Genomic DNA, 17,715 nt, shown 5'->3' with positions numbered 1-17,715 from the left:
GGCCCGTATCGGGGCATGCCGTCACGCAGACGACAGGAGGTTCGTCATGGCCAGCTACCACGCAGCAGCCGCCCGCCGGCGCCGTGCCACCGGTCCTGCCCCCTCACTGACCGGCCCGGCGAGCGACGTCCACCCGGTGCTCCGCCGGACCACGGCCCCGCCCGCCGCCCTCGACCTGCTGGCCCAGGCCCGCGCCGGACTGGACGAGGCAGCCGTCCTCGAAACGCCGAACGAGCGCTATGCCACCGCCCACCTCGCCGCCCTGCGCACGGCCGCCGCCGTGCTCGCCGCGCGAGGGCGCCCCGAACCGTCCTCCCGACGCCGGGCCCGTATCCGGAGCGCTTGGGAAGTGCTCCCCGAAATCGCGCCCGAACTGACCGAGTGGAGCGCGCTGTTCGCCTCCGGTGCCCGGCGCCGCGCCCGGGCCGAGGCGGGCATCCCGGGCGCCGCCGGCCGCCGCGACGCCGACGACCTGATACGCGACGTGGCGATGTTCCTGCGCCTCGTCGAGCGGATGCTCGTCCTCCAGCCGGTCCTCCCGCAGCCGCGCCAGGACGCCGACCATCCGCAGACCGAAGCGGAGAGCGACCGTGACTTACCGGACACGGGATGAGCCCGTCCGCCGTACGAGACGTCGGGTGGGGCACGCCACCGCGGTGACCAGGCAGGGCACAGGAGGCAATAGGGTGGAAGGCGCCTGAAGCCTTCCCTCCCGCATCCCGGCGGGGGAGGCACTCCGTTCGCTCCGCCGTGCAAGGGGCGGTGCCGCGCCGAGGAGTCAACTGCCGTGTCGGACCCGATGCGCCCGCCCGTCTCCCACCACCACCCCCAGACGACGTCGTCACGCACCGACCCCCCTCGCCCCCGCGCCTCCCTCCGTACCGCCGTGGTCTGGGAGGTCCTGCAGGAGGCCCTCGAACGCCGAGTGAAGGCCACGGGCCGGGAGTCGCTGGACGTCCTCGACACCGGGGGCGGCAGCGGCAACTTCGCGGTGCCCGTCGCCCGTCTCGGCCACCGGGTCACCGTCGTCGACCCCAGCCCCAATGCGCTGTTCGCTCTGGAGCGCCGCACCGCCGAGGCCGGCGTCGCCGACCGGGTGAAGGGCGTCCAGGGCGACGCCCACGGCCTCTTCGACGTGGTCGAGCGCGGCGGCTACGACGTGGTGCTGTGCCACGGCGTCCTGGAGTACGTCGACGACCCGGCCGAAGGCGTGCGCAACGCCGTGGCCGCCCTGCGGTCCGAGGGAGTGCTCAGCCTGCTCGCCGCGGGGCTCGGCGGCGCCGTGCTCGCGCGCGCCCTCGCCGGCCACTTCAAGGAGGCCAAGCAGGCCCTCGAAGACCCGAACGGCCGCTGGGGCGACGGCGACCCCGTGCCGCGCCGCTTCACCGCCGAGCAGCTCACCTCCCTGGCCGAGGGCGCGGGCCTCAGGGTCGGTGCCGTGCACGGCGTACGGGTCTTCGCCGACCTCGTCCCGGGCGTTCTCGTGGACACCGAGCCGGGCGCCCTGGAGGCGCTGCTGAAGCTGGAGGAGGCGGCGGCCGAACTCCCCGCCTTCCACTCCGTCGCCACCCAGCTCCACGTGCTCGGCGAGACGCAGGGGGCCTTGGACGCCTGAGCCGCCTCCTGCGGTGCACCGCTGATCAGGGACTTGGCCGCACATGGAGTAGGCCACAGGCCCCCCGATCGGAGGCTCGGCGCCGTATGATCGAGGGAGACCACCCGGCATGACGGGTCGGCCGCTGGGGAATGCAAGCTTCAGCGAGCCGGGACGTCCATGGCGGATTCCGGTTGGCCAATTGGCGCAGAGGGGCGGGTTTCACGGGGGCGATTCCCTGCCTATCCTGAAGGGACCCCCCGGGTCGCCCCGGCGACTGCACGATGAGGAGGACTCCGTGCCGCTCTCGGAGCACGAGCAGCGCATGCTCGAGCAGATGGAGCGAGCGCTGTACGCCGAAGATCCCAAGTTCGCGACAGCGCTTGAGGGAAGCGGGCTGCGTACGTACACCCGGCGACGGGTCTACCAGGCGGTCGCCGGCTTTCTCGTGGGTATCGCGCTCCTCATGGCTGGAATGGTCGCCAAGCAGGTGTGGCTCAGCGTGGTGGGTTTCCTCGTCATGCTCGGCTGTGCGGTCCTCGCCGTGACCGGCTGGCGCAAGGCCCCCAAGCCGGGTGAACAGCCCGCCGCCGGTGCCCCGCACGCGCGCCGTCAGGGACGGCAGAAGCGCTCCATGATGGACCGCATCGAGCAGCGCTGGCAGCGCCGCCGCGACGAGCAGGGCCACTAGCACCTCCCAGACGCAGATGAGGGGGTGACCACCCGCCCGGGTGGTCACCCCCTCATGTGTGCCCGGAAGACCGAGGCGCCGTCAGCCGCTCTGCTGCCCTGGCCGTTGCACCAGCGTCGACCAGCGGTCCGCCCAGCGGGCCTTGAGGACCGTCCAGCGTTCCGCGAAGTCCCACACCGCGCGGATGGCCGACCGGGGCGCCACGACCGCCCGTACCCGGGTGGTCCAGCCGACACTCGACCGCAGCGCCACCCGCAGCCGGTGCACATCGTCGGCCAGCCCGGGCACAGCCTGCGGCTCCGGTGCGAACAGCACCTGCTCCACCGCACTCGCCACCCGGTGCACCGCCTCGGCGGTGGCCGTGTCCAGCTGCCCCAGCCGCACGATGCGCGCGGCCGCCTTCCGCGGGGTCAGTGCGTCGTCCGGCGCGATGCCGTAGTCCCAGGCCGTGTCGGTGAGTTCGCGCCAGACGGCCAGGACATGGCCCGCGGCGACCTCGGCGGCGTATCGCGCCTCGGCCTCGATCTGCAGGGCCGTCACCTCGATGTCGTCGGCGGCCCCCGTGTCCGTCCCTCGTGCCGTGCGGCCCTCTCGGGTCGGCCGCATGCCCGACGCGGAGTGCTGAGCCGAGGTCAGGCGCACCGAGCGCCGTCGCAGTCGCCACAGCATGGGCAGCAGTGGCACCGCGACCGCGAGGAGCCCCAGCAGGGCCCAGCCGGCGATCTTGTACCAGGGGAGGCCGTCGTCGCCCGGCGTGGCGGTGTCCAGCGGGAGCGCCGCCGCGCAGGCCTCGAGCTTCTTCAGCTGCGCCGAGCAGCTCGTGCTCGCCGACGGCGCCGCGGAGGCGGACGAGCCCGCCGACTGCGAGGGCCGCGTCACGTCGGGAAGGCTGTTGCCCGGCGTGTCCGTCTGCGTGTACGAGGGCGTCACGCCGCGGTTCGGGGTCGGCTCGAAGCGGGTCCAGCCCACGCCCTCGAAGTACAGCTCGGGCCAGGCGTGCGCGTCCTTGAGACCCACCGACACCGAGCCGTTCGCCTGTGGCGTGCCCGGGGCGAAGCCCACCGCGACCCGGGCGGGGATGCCCAGGCTGCGGGCCATCGCCGCCATCGCGAAGGAGAAGTGGACGCAGAAGCCCTCCTTGTCCTTCAGGAAGCGGGCGATCGCCTGCGGGCCGTTGCCGACCTGCACCTGGGTGCTGTACTGGAAGCCGCCGTTCATCGCGAAGTAGTCCTGGAGCTTGACCGCCTGCTCGTAGTGGCTGGTCGAGCCCTTGGTGACCGTGCGGGCGGTCCTGCCCACCACCGCGGGCACCGAGTCCGGAAGCCTGGTGTAGTCACGCTTCAGGGACGCGGGCGGCTCCGGGGCATCGGCGAGTTGCTGCGCCGTCGGCTGCACATCGAGGCTCTTGACCAGATAGGTCTTGTGACGCGTGGTCTCCCCGTGGTCGCCGACCAGCGTCATGCCCACCGGTTCGTAACGCCACTTGCCCCCGACGTCCACGCCGCTGGGCGGGTACGGCATCGGCAGCCAGTCCTGGGCGTACCAGTCGGCGGCCGAGATCCGGGTCTCGATCTCCGCCCGCTTGACGTCCGGGGCGAGGCCGACCGGGGTCGGGAACTTGTCCGGTACGCCGGTGACATGCCGCTTGGACGGCTTCCAGGTGCTGCCGTCGAAGTCGTCGAGCGACACGATCCGCAGGTACATGTTCGAGAGGTCGTTGCTGTTCGTCTTCAGGGACAGGACCTGGCGGTCCTCGTCCACGTTCAGACTGTCGCGCAGCGACACCAGGGGGTTCACCGCAGAGATGGTGCCGCCGCTGCCGTTGCCCGAGCCCACGCCCGTCCCGGCCGCGTCCAGCAGGCCGCCGTTCATCGCGGGCAGGGCAACCGGCACCACCAGGGCGACGCCCAGCGCGACCATCCCGATACGCCGCCCGGTGCGGACCGGCGCCACCGCGCCGGGCTCCCCGCTCTGGGAGCGCGCGGCACCGCCGAAGATCCGGCCCCACTGCGAGAGCCGTTCGCGTCCCTCGGCCAGGAGCAGCATCAGATAGCCGGCCGCCGCGACCAGGAACCACAGCCAGTCCGTCCCACCGTCGGAGAGTCCCGCGGCGACGGAGTACAGCGCGAGCAGGGGCAGTCCGGCCGGGGCGGCGCTGCGGAAGGTCACCGCGAGCGTGTCCACCGCGAGACCGATCAGCAGGACTCCGCCGAAGACCATCAGCCGGATGCCGGCCGACTCCAGGGGCGCCGGGATCGCGTACCGCGCGATGTCGTCGCCCCCCTGCCGCAGCAGATCGGCGAAGTGACGGAACGCCTCAGGACCCGGGACGATCCCGAGCAGCGCCTGCTGCCGGGCGAAGACCAGGGTCAGCATCATCAGCGTGACGAGCGCCTGTGCCGCAACCGTCAGCGGCCGCGCCAGCGGCACCCGCCGGGTCGCCGCGCCCACGCCCGTCTGCACACCCAGCATGACGGCCACCTGAAGGATCCACGTGGCCGGGGAGAGCAGGGGCAGCAGGGCGCAGGACGTCATCAGCGTGGCCGCCCAGGCGCACAGCGCCAGTCGTGCGCGCCCGCTCATGAGCCCACCCCCTCACCGGTCGTCCCGCCCGCCGCGGCGAGGCCCGTGCGCTCACGGTCCGCCTGACGCCACAGCCCAGCCAGCGAAGCGCCCCTGGGCACCCTCAGGGCGGTCCAGCCCGCCTCCCGCAGCATCCGCAGCCGCTCCTCGCCCCTGTCCAACGGACCGGGCACATCGGTCGGTTCCCGCACCCAGCCGCCGGTGTCCAGCAGGAAGGCGACCGCGCCTCCGCTGCGCTGCCGCATCTTGGCGGCCACCGCGGCCTGTTCCTCGTCCAGATCGCCGAAGAAGGCCACGAGAAGCCCCTCGTTCCCGCCGCGCAGTACGTCGTAGGCCCGGGACAGGCCCGCGCCGTCCGAGTGGTCGACCACCGCGAGGGTGTCCATCATCAGCCCGGCCGAGTCGGCCGTCTCCTGGCTCGCGCCCGCGAACCCGTCGGCGCCCTCGCCGGGCACCGAGGTGCCGGTGTCGGTCAACAGGCGGACGGAAAAACCCCGTTCCAGCATGTGCACCAGGACGGACGCTGTGCCCGACACGGCCCACTCGAAGGCCGAGTCGGGGCCCGCGCCCTCGAAGGCGATGCCCCGGGTGTCGAGCAGCACCGTGCAGCGGGAGCGCTGGGGCTGCTCCTCGCGGCGCACCATCAGCTCGCCGTAGCGGGCTGTCAGGCGCCAGTGGACGCGGCGCAGGTCGTCGCCGTAGCGGTAGCCGCGCGGGATCACGTCGTCCTCGCCGGCCAGGGCGAGCGAGCGCTGCCGCCCGTCGCCGTACCCCTTCGCCTCGCCCGTCAGCCGCACCGGCGGCAGCGCCTCCACGCGCGGGATCACCGTCAGGTTGTCGTGCGTCGAGAAGGACCGGGTCAGCTCGCACATCCCGAACGGGTCGGTCAGACGCAGCTGCAGCGGGCCCAGCGGATAGCGGCCTCGCAGGTCGGAGCGGACCCGGTAGGACACCTCGCGGCGGCCCCCCGGCTCTACCCGGTCCAGTACGAACCGAGGGCGCGGGCCGAGCACGTACGGCACCCGGTCCTGCAGCATCAGCAGGCCGGTGGGCAGCCGCGAGACGTTGTCCATCCGCAGATGGACGCGGGCCTCGCTGCCGGCCGGCACGCGCGCGGGGGAGAGGCGGCGGCTGCCGGCCACCCGGTAGCGCGTGCGGTACAGGAACAGCGCGCAGACCAGGGGCAGCACGGCGAGCAGCAGGCCGACCCGCAACAGGTCGCTCTGTCCCAGGACGTAGGCGCAGACGGCGGCCGCGACGCCCGCCGCCAGGAAGGAGCGTCCGCGGGTGGTCAGGCCCGCGAGGGCCGTACGGACGCCGCCCTTGTCGCTGTGGCCGGTGTCCGGGCGGCCCGTCCCCCCGGCGGTGGTCATCACAACGTCCGCGGCGGTTGCTGGCCGTACGCCGCACTGCCGTGGCCCAGGGTGCCGTAGCCGCTCTGCTGCTGGGGTGCCGCGGGCACCGGGGTGCGCTGCAGGATCTCCTGCACGACCTGCTCCGCCGAACGGCGGTTGAGCTGGGCCTGGGCGGTGGGCAGCAGGCGGTGGGCCAGGACGGCGACGGCGAGTGCCTGCACGTCGTCCGGTAGCGCGTACTGCCTCCCGCTCAGAGCTGCGGATGCCTTCGCCGCGCGCAGCAGATGCAGCGTCGCGCGCGGGGAGGCGCCGAGTCTGAGGTCGGGATGGGTGCGGGTGGCGGCGACCAGGTCCACCGCGTACCGCCGGACCGCGTCGGCGACGTGGACGCCGCGGACGGCCTCGACCAGCTTCACGATGTCGTGGGCGTGCGCCACCGGCTGCAGGTCGTCCAGCGGGTTCACCCCGCCGTGGATGTCGAGCATCTGCAGCTCGGCCTCCGCGCTGGGGTAGCCGATGGAGACCCGGGCCATGAAGCGGTCGCGCTGGGCTTCGGGCAGCGGGTAGGTGCCCTCCATCTCGACCGGGTTCTGCGTGGCCACCACCATGAAGGGGCTGGGCAGCTCGTAGGTCGTCCCGTCGATGGTGACCTGGCGCTCCTCCATCGACTCAAGCAGCGCGGACTGCGTCTTCGGCGAGGCGCGGTTGATCTCGTCGCCGATCACGATCTGCGCGAAGATCGCGCCCGGCTTGAACTCGAAGTCCCGGCGCTGCTGGTCCCAGATGGACACACCTGTGATGTCCGAGGGCAGCAGATCCGGGGTGAACTGAATACGTCGCACCGAACAGTCGATGGACTTGGCCAGCGCCTTGGCCAGCATGGTCTTGCCCACGCCGGGGACATCCTCGATCAGAAGATGCCCCTCGGCGAGCAGTACGGTCAGCGAAAGCCGCACGACCTCGGGCTTGCCCTCGATCACTCCTTCCACCGAACTGCGGACCCGCTCCACAGTGGCAGTCAGATCTGTAAGGCTCGCTCGATCGTCATAGGTCGTCACCCGGCCCTCCTCGGCCCGTTCTTTCTCCGGGCCGTCGCGCTCTGCGATGCGGACCGGCCCACCCCGAAACACGGACACCACGCGTGAATAGTTCCGCGCGACGTCACACACCGCATTCTTGCTGCCGTTACCGATTCGTGTCACTCGACTGTGGACAACTGGCTGCGATATGTCGGGTTTTGTGACGCTTGGGCTTCAGTGTGCGGCGGTTCTGCGAAAAACGAGAAGGGCCGGGGACGGTCACACGGGGTCGATCTCGCGCAGCAGGCCCGTCCTCACGTCGAAGACGAATCCGCGTACGTCGTCGGTGTGCAGCAGGAACGGTGAGGTGCGCACACGCTGCATGGACTGCCGTACGTCCTGGTCGACGTCCGCGAAGGCCTCGGCCGCCCAGGCGGGGCGCTGGCCGACCTCCTGCTCCAGTTCGGTGCGGAAGTCCTCGGTGATCGACTCCATGCCGCAGCCGGTGTGGTGGATGAGGACGATGGTGCGGGTGCCGAGCTTGCGCTGGCTGACGGTGAGCGAGCGGATCACGTCGTCGGTGACCACGCCGCCGGCGTTGCGGATCGTGTGGCAGTCGCCGAGCTGCAGGCCGAGTGCCTTGTGCAGGTCGATACGGGCGTCCATGCAGGCCACGACCGCGACGTGCAGGACGGGACGGGCGTCCATTCCGGGGTCGGTGAACTCGGCGGCGTACCGCTCGTTGGCCTCCACGAGGCGGTCGGTGACGGTGCCGCCCCGTATGGCGTCTTCGGAGTCGGTGGGAACGGATGCAGAAGTCGTCATATCTATAACGTTACTGGTCACAAGCGATCCGGTCGCGGTGTGAGAGCGGGAAAAGGGAGTCATCACAGTCCTCTTGTGAGGTAACCCACATGGGTGGCCGACAGGGAGCCGCGCGGGTGGTTTTCCCGGATTCACCGCATCGCACTCATGCCGGACCGCGACGCGCAGGCCGGTTGATTGACCGCGAGACACCGTGGACTAAAGTGACGCGAAGCGGGAGGCGAGGCTCTCCCTGCTGGACTGAATTCCCCGGAGGCCCCGGCTCGCGCACGGACGGTCTCCCCACGTGCGCGGCGCGTACGTACGGCTCGGCCTCCTCCCGCTCCCGGTCGGCTGACGCTCTCGGCGCCGGCAGGCCTCCCCTTCATGAGCGGGCGGGGACCCGGCGGTGCGTACACCGTGCCGGATCTGAGAGGGCCCCTTGAGTCAGAGTCGACACGTCCCGGTGATGCTCCAGCGGTGCCTGGACCTGTTGGCCCCCGCCCTGCAGCGGCCGGGAGCGGTGGTCGTCGACTGCACGCTCGGCCTGGGCGGCCACAGCGAGGCCCTGCTCACCCAGTTCCCCGAGGCCCGGCTGGTCGCCCTCGACCGCGACAAGGAGGCGCTGCGCCTGTCGGGCGAGCGGCTCGCGTCCTTCGGCGAGCGGGCCACCCTGGTGCACGCGGTCTACGACGAGCTCCCGGCCGTACTGCGACGGCTCGGCCTCGCGCGCGTGCAGGGCGTCCTGTTCGACCTCGGCGTCTCCTCCATGCAGCTCGACGAGGCCGACCGCGGCTTCGCCTACGCCCAGGACGCCCCGCTCGACATGCGCATGGACCAGACGACCGGCATGAGCGCCGCCGAGGTCCTCAACACCTACCCCCCGGGCGAACTCGTCCGGATCCTGCGCGCGTACGGCGAGGAGAAGCAGGCCAAGCGGATCGTGTCCGCGATCGTGCGTGAGCGCGGGAAGGAGCCGTTCAGCAACAGCGCGCGGCTCGTCGAGCTCATCAGGGACGCGCTGCCGCAGGCCGCCAAGCGCACGGGCGGCAACCCCGCCAAGCGCACCTTCCAGGCCCTGCGCATCGAGGTCAACGGCGAGCTCTCCGTCCTGGAGCAGGCGATCCCGGCCGCGGTGAAGTCGCTGGACGTGGGCGGGCGGATCGCCGTCCTGTCGTACCACTCGCTCGAGGACCGCCTGGTCAAACAGGTGTTCGCAGCAGGCGCGGCGAACACCGCCCCGCCCGGTCTGCCGGTGGTGCCCGAGCGCTACCAGCCCCGGCTCAAGCTGCTCACGCGCGGTGCCGAACTTCCCACCGAGGAAGAGGTCGCCGAGAACCGGCGGGCGGCACCGGCGCGGTTGCGCGGCGCCCAGCGCATCAGGGAGGACGCCGAGTGAGTCGGATTTTCGAACGAGCCGGGGAGTGAGCGAGTTGGGAAACCGGACTCACTGGAGGCCTTGTGAGTAGGAAACCCGAACTGAGAGGGAGGGCCGCCCGGCTCGCCCGGCTCTTCCCGGGACCGGGAAACCGCGGACAGGCGGCCCGAACCCCCTTCGTCCTCCTCGTCGTGCTCCTCCTCGGCGGCGGACTGATCGGGCTCCTGGTGCTGAACTCCGCGGTCAGCGAGGGCTCGTTCCGGCTCGACGACCTCCAGAAGGACACCAAGAGCCTCACCGACGAGGAACAGGCGCTCCAGCGGGACATCGACTCCTACTCCGCCCCGGAGGCCCTCCAGCGCCGCGCCCGCGAGCTGGGCATGGTCCCCGGCTCGGACCCCGCCTTCCTGAACCCCGACGGCACCGTGAAGGGCGTCCCCTCGGCCGCCGCCGAGCAGTCCGCGGCAGGGATGCCACTCGTCCTGCTCCCGCCGGAGGCACTCGCCTCCGCACCGGACCCCGGCACGCCCCCCACTCCGGCAGCCACTCCCACTCCCGTGGCTACTCCCACTCCGGCAGCCGCCCCCGCCCAGGCGGCCACCCTCGCCCAGGCGACCGCCCCCGCTCAGACGACCGCCCCCGCTCAGACGACCACGACCCTCGGCAGGTGACGGAAGTGTCCGACAGGGAACCGCCGCGCCGCCGCGTGCCCGGCCCCGCACGTCCTGCCCGTCCCGTCGCCGGCCAGCGCCGCCCGAACCCCGGCGCCCGCCCGGCCCGCCGTCCGGTGCCGGCCCGCCCCGCGGCCCCGAACGCACTGAGGCTGGGCAGCCCCCGCCCCCGGCTGCGCATGGTCAGCCTGGCGCTCACCCTGGTGCTGATCGCGTTCGTCGTACGGCTGCTGCAGGTGCAGGCCGTCGACGCGAGCGCGTACGCCGCCAAGGCCGAGCAGAACCGCTACGTCGGCCACGTCCTGGCCGCCGAGCGCGGCGGCATCACCGACCGCAACGGCGTGGCTCTCGCGGCCAGTGTGGACGCGTACGACCTCACGGCCGACCCCACGATGTTCAACCGCAAGCAGCTGAAGATCGACGACGGACCCGAGCAGGCGGCCGTTCTCCTCGCGCCGATCCTAGGCCTCGACCAGGACGCGCTCCTGAAGAAGCTGCGTCCCACGAACAGGGAGCTGCGCTACGTCCTGCTCGCCCGCCGGCAGACCCCGCAGGTCTGGAAGCAGATCAAGGACCTGAAGGCCGCGCTCACCGCGAAGGGCGAGAAGGACAAGTCCACGGTCAACGTCCTCGCCGGCGTCTTCGCCGACCCCAGCAGCAAGCGCATCTACCCCAACCAGGACCTGGCCGCCGGGATACTGGGCTGGGTCAACGACGACGGCAAGGGCGGCGGAGGCGTGGAGCAGGAGTTCAACCAGGACCTCGCCGGCAAGGACGGCAAGATCCGCTACGCGCAGTCCGGCGGCCGCCTGGTGCCCACCGCGGGGTCCGCCGAGACGCCGGCCGTGCCCGGCAGCGACGTCGAGCTCACCATCGACCGCGACATCCAGTGGGCGGCGCAGAACGCGATCACCGAGCAGGTCAAGGAGTCCAGGGCGGACCGCGGCTACGTGATAGTGCAGGACACCCGGACCGGCGAGATCCTCGCCATGGCCAACTCACCCGGCTTCGACCCGAACGACCTGTCCAAGGCGAACCCGAACGCCTTGCACAACTGGGCCGTCGAGGACGCCTTCGAGCCCGGCTCCACCGCGAAAATCATGTCGATGGCGGCCGTACTGCAGCAGAACGTCGCCACCCCGCTCACGCATGTCGTCGTGCCGAACCGGCTGCACCGCGGCGACCGGCTCTTCAAGGACGACATCGACCACGCCACCTGGAACCTGACGCTCAACGGCGTGCTCGCCAAGTCCAGCAACATCGGCACCATCCTGGCCACCGGCCAGCTCGGCAAGACACAGGCACAGGCCAACAGGGTCCTCTACTCGTACCTGCGCAAGTTCGGCATCGGCAGCTACAGCGGACTCGGCATCCCGGGGGAGACCAAGGGCATCCTCGCCCCGCCCGACAAGTGGTCGACGTCGCAGCAGTACACGATCCCTTTCGGCCAGGGTGTGTCCCTCACCGCGATGCAGGCGGCCTCCGTCTACTCGACCATCGCCAACGGCGGTGTCCGCGTCGAACCCACGCTCGTGCGCGGCACCAAGGGAGCCGACGGACGCTTCACGCCTGCCGCGCAGCCCAAGAAGACACGGGTCGTCAGCGCCAAGACGGCGAAGACGCTCGCCCAGATGCTGGAGTCGGTGGTGGACGACGAGGAGGGCACGGGCGCCAAGGCGCGCATCCCCGGCTACCGGGTCGCGGGCAAGACGGGTACGGCCAACCGCGTGGATCCGGCCACCGGCAAGTACCGCGGCTACACCTCGTCGTTCGCCGGATTCGCGCCGGCGGACAACCCCCGCATCACCGTCTACTGCGCCATCCAGAACGCCACGAGCGGCAGTTACTTCGGCGGCCAGATCTGCGGACCCATCTACAAGAAGGTGATGGAGTTCGCACTGAAGACCCTCCAGGTCCCGCCCACGGGGGCCAAGGCCGCGAACCTGCCCGTCACCTTCACGCCCTGATCAGCGCAACCAGCCAGGAACGCTCCGTGACCATGATCACTCCCGACTCCGGCAACCCGGGCACCGCCCGCCCCTCACTTCGCCCGCAAGCGGGTGCGCCCGGTACGCTCACCGCCGTGCCACACGCTGATCAGTCCCAAACCACCCAGAAGGGCGCATCCGTGACCTATCCGGGGCCGCCCAGGCCGGTGCAGCTCTCCGCCACACCCCTCGCGGAACTCGCCGATCAGCTGGGTGCCACCGCGCCGGAGAGCGCCGCCGAGGTCACGGGCATCACCCATGACTCGCGCGCCGTCCGCCCCGGCGACCTGTACGCCGCCCTGCCCGGCGCCCGTCTGCACGGCGCCGACTTCGTCGTCCAGGCCGCAGGCCTCGGCGCGGTCGCCGTGCTGACCGACCCGACGGGGGCCGAGCGCGCCGTGGCGACCGGCCTGCCGGTCCTGGTGGTCGCCGATCCGCGCGCGCAGATGGGCGAGCTGGCGGCCACGATCTACGGCCACCCCGGCCGCGACCTGCTCCAGATCGGCATCACCGGCACCTCGGGCAAGACCACCACCGCCTACCTCGTCGAGGGCGGGCTGCGGACCAAGAGCAACACCGGCCTCATCGGCACGGTCGAGATGCGCATCGGAGACGAGCGCATCAAGTCCGAGCGCACCACGCCCGAAGCCACCGACCTGCAGGCCCTGTTCGCGGTCATGCGCGAGCGCGGCGTCGAGGCGGTCGCCATGGAGGTCTCCAGCCATGCGCTGGTCCTCGGCCGCGTCGACGGCTGCGTCTTCGACATCGGCGTCTTCACCAACCTCAGCCCGGAACACATGGAGTTCCACTCCGACATGGAGGACTACTTCCGGGCCAAGGCGCAGTTGTTCACGCCCGAGCGCAGCAGGCTCGGCGTGGTCAACGCCGACGACGAGTACGGCCGGCGGCTCGCCAAGGAGGCCGCCGTCCCGGTCGTCACCTTCTCCGCCGAGGGCCACCCGGACGCCGACTGGCGCGCCGAGGACGTCGAGATCGGCCAACTGGACTCGACGTTCACGGTGATCGGCCCGCAGGGCGAGCGGATCCACGCCAAGGCGCCGCTGCCAGGCCCCTTCAACGTGGCCAACACCCTCGCCGCGATCGTCGCCCTGGCCGCCGCGGGCCTGGACCCGCAGACCGCCGCCGACGGCATCGCCGCCGTGCCGGGAGTCCCCGGACGCCTGGAGCGGGTGGACGCCGGCCAGCCCTATCTCGCGGTCGTGGACTACGCCCACAAGACCGACGCCGTCGAATCGGTCCTGCGGGCCCTGCGCCACGTCACCGAGGGCAAGCTGCACGTCGTGCTCGGCTGTGGCGGCGACCGGGACAGGACAAAGCGGGCGCCGATGGGCGCAGCCGTGGCCCGGCTCGCCGACACCGCCGTACTGACCTCCGACAACCCCCGCTCCGAGGACCCCCTCGCCATCCTTGCAACCATGCTTGAGGGCGCCGCGTCCGTACCAGCACACGAGCGCGGCGAGGTCCAGGTCTTCGAGGACCGGGCCGCCGCGATCGCCGCGGCCGTCGCCCGCGCGCGGCCGGGCGACACGGTGCTGGTCGCAGGGAAGGGCCACGAGCAGGGCCAGGACATCGCCGGGGTGGTCCGTCCCTTCGACGACCGCCAGGTGCTTCGCGAAGCTATCCAGAAGACCCAGGGATGAACTTGTGATCGCCCTCTCTCTCGCCGAGATCGCAGAAGTCGTCGGCGGGCAGACGCACGACATACCGGATCCGTCCGTCCAGGTCACCGCTCCGGTGGTCCGTGACTCCCGCGAGGTGGAGCCCGGCAGCCTCTTCGTCGCCTTCGTCGGCGAACGCGCTGACGGCCACGACTTCGCCCGGCAGGTCGTCGAGGCGGGCGCGGTCGCCGTCCTCGCCTCGCGCCCTGTGGGCGTGCCCGCGATCGTCGTCGAGGACGTCCAGACGGCGCTCGGCGCCCTAGCACGTCATGTCGTACGACGCCTCGGTGCGACCCTCGTGGCCCTCACCGGCTCCGCGGGCAAGACCAGCACCAAGGATCTGATCGCCCAGGTGCTCCAGCGCAAGGCGCCGACGGTGTTCACGCCCGGCTCCCTCAACAACGAGATCGGGCTGCCGCTCACCGCCCTCACCGCCACCGAGGAGACCAGGTTCCTCGTCCTGGAGATGGGCGCCCGCGGCATCGGCCACATCCGCTACCTCGCGGATCTGACGCCCCCGAAGATCGGCCTCGTCCTCAACGTCGGGACCGCCCACATCGGCGAGTTCGGCGGCCGTGAGCAGATCGCGCAGGCCAAGGGCGAACTCGTGGAGGCCCTCCCCGAGGACGGCGCCGCGATCCTCAACGCGGACGACCCCCTCGTACGGGCCATGGCGGCTCGTACGAAGGCGAAGGTGCTCTTTTTCGGCGAGGCCGACGAAGCGGACGTACGTGCCGAGAACGTGCGACTCACGGACACCGGACAGCCCGCCTTCAGGCTTCGCACACCCTCCGGTGCAAGCGACGTGACCATGCGCCTGTACGGTGAGCACCACGTGTCGAACGCGCTCGCCGCGGCCGCCGTCGCCCATGAGCTGGGCATGTCCGCGGAAGAGATCGCCACCGCACTCTCCGAGGCGGGCTCCCTCTCCCGCTGGCGGATGGAGGTCACCGAGCGACCGGACGGCGTGACCATCGTCAACGACGCCTACAACGCCAACCCCGAATCCATGCGAGCCGCCCTGCGCGCGCTCGCGGCCATGGGCCGGGGGCGGCGGACCTGGGCGGTGCTCGGCAAGATGGCCGAGCTAGGGGACGAGGCGCTCGCCGAGCACGACGCGGTCGGACGGCTCGCCGTCCGGCTCAATGTCGGCAAGCTCGTCGCGGTCGGGGGCAGGGAAGCGTCCTGGCTGCAACTGGGCGCATATAACGAGGGTTCGTGGGGTGAGGAGTCGGTGCACGTGTCCGACGCACAGGCGGCGGTCGACCTGTTGCGCAGCGAGTTGCGCCCGGGGGACGTCGTCCTCGTGAAGGCGTCCCGTTCGGTCGGCCTCGAGAGTGTCGCCCAGGCGCTGCTCGCGACCGGTGCCGAGGGTGAGGTTGCCGCCCGATGATGAAGCAGATCCTGTTCTCAGGAGTCATCGGCCTGTTCCTGACCCTGGTGGGCACCCCGCTGCTGATCAAGCTGCTGGCCCGCAAGGGCTACGGCCAGTACATCCGCGACGACGGCCCGCGCGAGCACGCCAGCAAGCGCGGTACGCCGACGATGGGCGGTATCGCCTTCATCTTCGCCACGGTGGCCGCGTACTTCCTGTCCAAGGTCATCACCGGTTACACGCCGACCTATTCGGGTCTGCTGGTGCTCGGCCTGATGGTCGGCATGGGCCTGGTCGGCTTCCTCGACGACTACATCAAGATCGTCAAGCGGCGCTCTCTGGGCCTGCGGGCCAAGGCGAAGATGGCCGGCCAGCTGATCGTCGGCATCAGCTTCGCGGTGCTCGCCCTGCAGTTCCAGGACGCCCGCGGCAACGCCCCGGCCTCCACGAAGCTGTCCTTCATCACCGACTTCGGCTGGAAGATCGGCCCGATCCTGTTCGTGGTCTGGGCGCTGTTCATGATCCTCGCGATGTCGAACGGCGTGAACCTCACCGACGGCCTGGACGGTCTCGCCACCGGCGCCTCGGTGCTGGTCTTCGGCGCGTACACGTTCATCGGCGTCTGGCAGTTCCAGGAGTCCTGCGCCAACACGCAGACCCTGACCAACCCGAACGCCTGCTACGAGGTGCGCGACCCGCTCGACCTTGCGATCATCGCCTCCGCGCTGATGGGCGCCTGCCTCGGCTTCCTGTGGTGGAACACCTCGCCGGCCAAGATCTTCATGGGCGACACCGGTTCGCTGGCCCTCGGTGGTGTCCTCACCGGTCTGGCGATCCTCTCCCGCACGGAGCTGCTCGTCGCCATCATGGGCGGCCTCTTCGTCCTCATCACCATGTCGGTCGTCATCCAGGTCGGCTCCTTCAAGCTCACCGGCAAGCGGGTCTTCCGAATGGCCCCGCTCCAGCACCACTTCGAACTCAAGGGCTGGTCCGAAGTCCTTGTGGTGGTCCGCTTCTGGATCATCCAGGGCATCTGCGTGATCGTCGGGCTGGGCCTCTTCTACGCGGGATGGGCAGCGGACAAGTGACCGACTGGCAGGGCATGCACGTCACCGTCGCCGGGCTCGGCGTCTCCGGGATCCCGGCGGCCAAGGTGCTGCACGCGCGCGGGGCCGTCGTCACGGTCGTCAACGACGGCGACGACGCACGCGCGCGTGAACAGGCCGCCGAGCTGGAGGCGCTGGGCATCACGGTGCGTCTCGGTGACGGAGCGACCCTGCCGAAGGGCACCGAACTCGTCGTCACCACACCCGGCTGGAAGCCGGACAAGCCGCTGTTCGAGGCGGCCCGTGCGGCCGGCGTCGACATCTGGGGCGACGTCGAACTCGCCTGGCGCCTGCGCGGCCCGGACGCGGCACCCTGGCTCGCCGTCACCGGCACCAACGGCAAGACGACTACGGTGCAGATGCTCGCGTCGATCCTGACAGCCGCCGGTCTGCGCACCGCCGCCGTGGGCAACATCGGTGTCTCGCTCCTCGACGTGGTCCTCGGCGAGCAACAGTACGACGTCCTGGCCGTGGAGTTGTCGAGCTACCAGCTCCACTGGGCCCCCTCCCTGCGCGCGCACTCCGCCGCCGTCCTGAACCTCGCCCCGGACCACCTCGACTGGCACGGCTCCATGGAGGCCTACGCCGCCGACAAGGGCCGTATCTACGAGGGCAATCGCGTCGCCTGCGTCTACAACGCCGCCGACAATGCCACCGAGGACCTGGTGCGCGAGGCCGACGTAGAGGAGGGCTGCCGGGCCATCGGCTTCACCCTGGGCACCCCGGGCCCCTCCCAACTCGGCGTGGTGGACGGCATCCTGGTCGACCGAGCCTTCGTCGAGAACCGGCAGCAGAACGCCCAGGAGCTCGCCGAGGTCTCCGACGTCAACCCGCCGGCCCCGCACAACATCGCCAACGCTCTTGCGGCGGCGGCCCTCGCGCGCGCCTTCGGGGTGCCCGCCGCGGCCGTACGCGAGGGCCTTCGGAACTTCAGGCCCGACGCGCACCGCATCGCGCACGTGGCCGACGTGGACGCGGTCGCGTACGTCGACGACTCCAAGGCGACCAACACCCATGCGGCTCAGGCCTCGTTGGCGGCGTACGAGTCCATCGTGTGGATCGCCGGCGGCCTCGCCAAGGGCGCGACCTTCGACGAGCTGGTCGCCAAGTCTGCCGAGCGGCTTCGCGGTGTCGTGCTCATCGGCCAGGACCGGGCCCTGATCCGTGAAGCCCTGGCGCGACACGCGCCGCAAGTACCCGTCGTCGACCTCGACCGGACCGACACTGGGGCGATGCTCGCGGCTGTCCAGGAGGCCCAGCGGCTCGCGGTCGCCGGCGACACGGTGCTGCTGGCCCCGGCCTGCGCCTCCATGGACATGTTCGCCAACTACAACAAGCGCGGTGACGCGTTCGCCCAGGCGGTCGGCGAACTCGGCGCGGGCGCCTGACGGCGGGTCTCGGCCACATAGGGTGCTTCGGGACCCTTGGAGGGACGAATGACTCGGATGTGGCGCGGGTTCGGTGGGTTGGCG

At 71.3% G+C, this 17,715-nt stretch carries 14 protein-coding genes; 10 read left to right on the top strand and 4 right to left on the bottom strand.

Annotated features, from left to right (window positions below; translation table 11 throughout):
- The first annotated feature begins 46 nt into the window (after positions 1-46).
- From OG870_RS12505 to OG870_RS12495, 3 genes are all read left to right on the top strand, one after another.
- Positions 47-613, top strand: coding sequence for an SAV_6107 family HEPN domain-containing protein (locus OG870_RS12505; protein ID WP_266512752.1), 567 nt, complete (start codon positions 47-49; stop codon positions 611-613).
- A 174-nt stretch (positions 614-787) separates the two neighbouring features.
- Positions 788-1,615: a methyltransferase gene (locus OG870_RS12500; protein ID WP_266923710.1), complete on the top strand. Its 828-nt coding sequence runs from the start codon at positions 788-790 to the stop codon at positions 1,613-1,615.
- A 277-nt stretch (positions 1,616-1,892) separates the two neighbouring features.
- Complete coding sequence (locus tag OG870_RS12495; RefSeq protein WP_232648209.1) at positions 1,893-2,285, top strand: DUF3040 domain-containing protein; 393 nt, start codon at positions 1,893-1,895, stop codon at positions 2,283-2,285.
- Positions 2,286-2,366: 81 nt separating this feature from the next.
- On the opposite strand, the gene OG870_RS12490 is transcribed toward OG870_RS12495, so the two are convergent.
- The 4 genes from OG870_RS12490 to OG870_RS12475 all read right to left on the bottom strand — a co-directional run bounded on the left by OG870_RS12490 (position 2,367) and on the right by OG870_RS12475 (position 8,130).
- Positions 2,367-4,868 (bottom strand): transglutaminase TgpA family protein, encoded by a 2,502-nt coding sequence (locus OG870_RS12490; protein ID WP_327690869.1) that lies wholly within the window; start codon positions 4,866-4,868, stop codon positions 2,367-2,369.
- Positions 4,865-6,241 carry a DUF58 domain-containing protein gene (locus OG870_RS12485; protein WP_266512742.1) on the bottom strand — a complete coding sequence of 459 codons (1,377 nt, stop codon included), beginning with the start codon at positions 6,239-6,241 and terminating at the stop codon, positions 4,865-4,867. Before OG870_RS12485 ends, OG870_RS12490 begins: the two co-directional genes overlap by 4 nt.
- The gene (locus OG870_RS12480) at positions 6,241-7,281 is read right to left on the bottom strand and encodes an AAA family ATPase (RefSeq protein ID WP_266512739.1); all 1,041 of its coding nucleotides are present in this window, start codon (positions 7,279-7,281) and stop codon (positions 6,241-6,243) included. The genes OG870_RS12485 and OG870_RS12480 overlap by 1 nt, the downstream gene beginning before the upstream one ends.
- 240 nt (positions 7,282-7,521) lie before the next feature.
- Complete coding sequence (locus OG870_RS12475; RefSeq protein WP_405623994.1) at positions 7,522-8,130, bottom strand: beta-class carbonic anhydrase; 609 nt, start codon at positions 8,128-8,130, stop codon at positions 7,522-7,524.
- Between the two features lie 358 nt (positions 8,131-8,488).
- Between OG870_RS12475 and rsmH the strand changes: the two genes are divergently transcribed.
- From rsmH to murD, 7 genes are all read left to right on the top strand, one after another.
- Entirely contained in the window at positions 8,489-9,445 is a 957-nt protein-coding gene (gene rsmH / locus OG870_RS12470; protein ID WP_266585337.1) for a 16S rRNA (cytosine(1402)-N(4))-methyltransferase RsmH, read from the top strand.
- 62 nt (positions 9,446-9,507) lie between these two features.
- Entirely contained in the window at positions 9,508-10,095 is a 588-nt protein-coding gene (locus tag OG870_RS12465) for a septum formation initiator family protein (RefSeq protein WP_327690868.1), read from the top strand.
- A 5-nt stretch (positions 10,096-10,100) separates the two neighbouring features.
- Complete coding sequence (locus OG870_RS12460) at positions 10,101-12,062, top strand: peptidoglycan D,D-transpeptidase FtsI family protein (protein ID WP_323179383.1); 1,962 nt, start codon at positions 10,101-10,103, stop codon at positions 12,060-12,062.
- A 161-nt stretch (positions 12,063-12,223) separates the two neighbouring features.
- On the top strand, positions 12,224-13,744 hold the full coding sequence (locus OG870_RS12455) for a UDP-N-acetylmuramoyl-L-alanyl-D-glutamate--2,6-diaminopimelate ligase (RefSeq protein WP_266520202.1): 1,521 nt from the start codon (positions 12,224-12,226) through the stop codon (positions 13,742-13,744).
- A gap of 4 nt (positions 13,745-13,748) precedes the next feature.
- Positions 13,749-15,155 carry a UDP-N-acetylmuramoyl-tripeptide--D-alanyl-D-alanine ligase gene (locus tag OG870_RS12450; protein ID WP_266512722.1) on the top strand — a complete coding sequence of 469 codons (1,407 nt, stop codon included), beginning with the start codon at positions 13,749-13,751 and terminating at the stop codon, positions 15,153-15,155.
- Positions 15,152-16,225 (top strand): phospho-N-acetylmuramoyl-pentapeptide-transferase, encoded by a 1,074-nt coding sequence (gene mraY / locus OG870_RS12445; protein WP_266512719.1) that lies wholly within the window; start codon positions 15,152-15,154, stop codon positions 16,223-16,225. The genes OG870_RS12450 and mraY overlap by 4 nt, the downstream gene beginning before the upstream one ends.
- Positions 16,207-17,631 (top strand): UDP-N-acetylmuramoyl-L-alanine--D-glutamate ligase, encoded by a 1,425-nt coding sequence (gene murD / locus OG870_RS12440; protein WP_327690867.1) that lies wholly within the window; start codon positions 16,207-16,209, stop codon positions 17,629-17,631. The genes mraY and murD overlap by 19 nt, the downstream gene beginning before the upstream one ends.
- Positions 17,632-17,715: the final 84 nt, after the last annotated feature.

Source organism: Streptomyces sp. NBC_00461 (genome assembly GCF_036013935.1).
In the GTDB taxonomy this organism is placed as follows: Bacteria; Actinomycetota; Actinomycetes; order Streptomycetales; family Streptomycetaceae; genus Streptomyces.
This window is presented reverse-complemented; position numbering and strand designations above follow the sequence as displayed.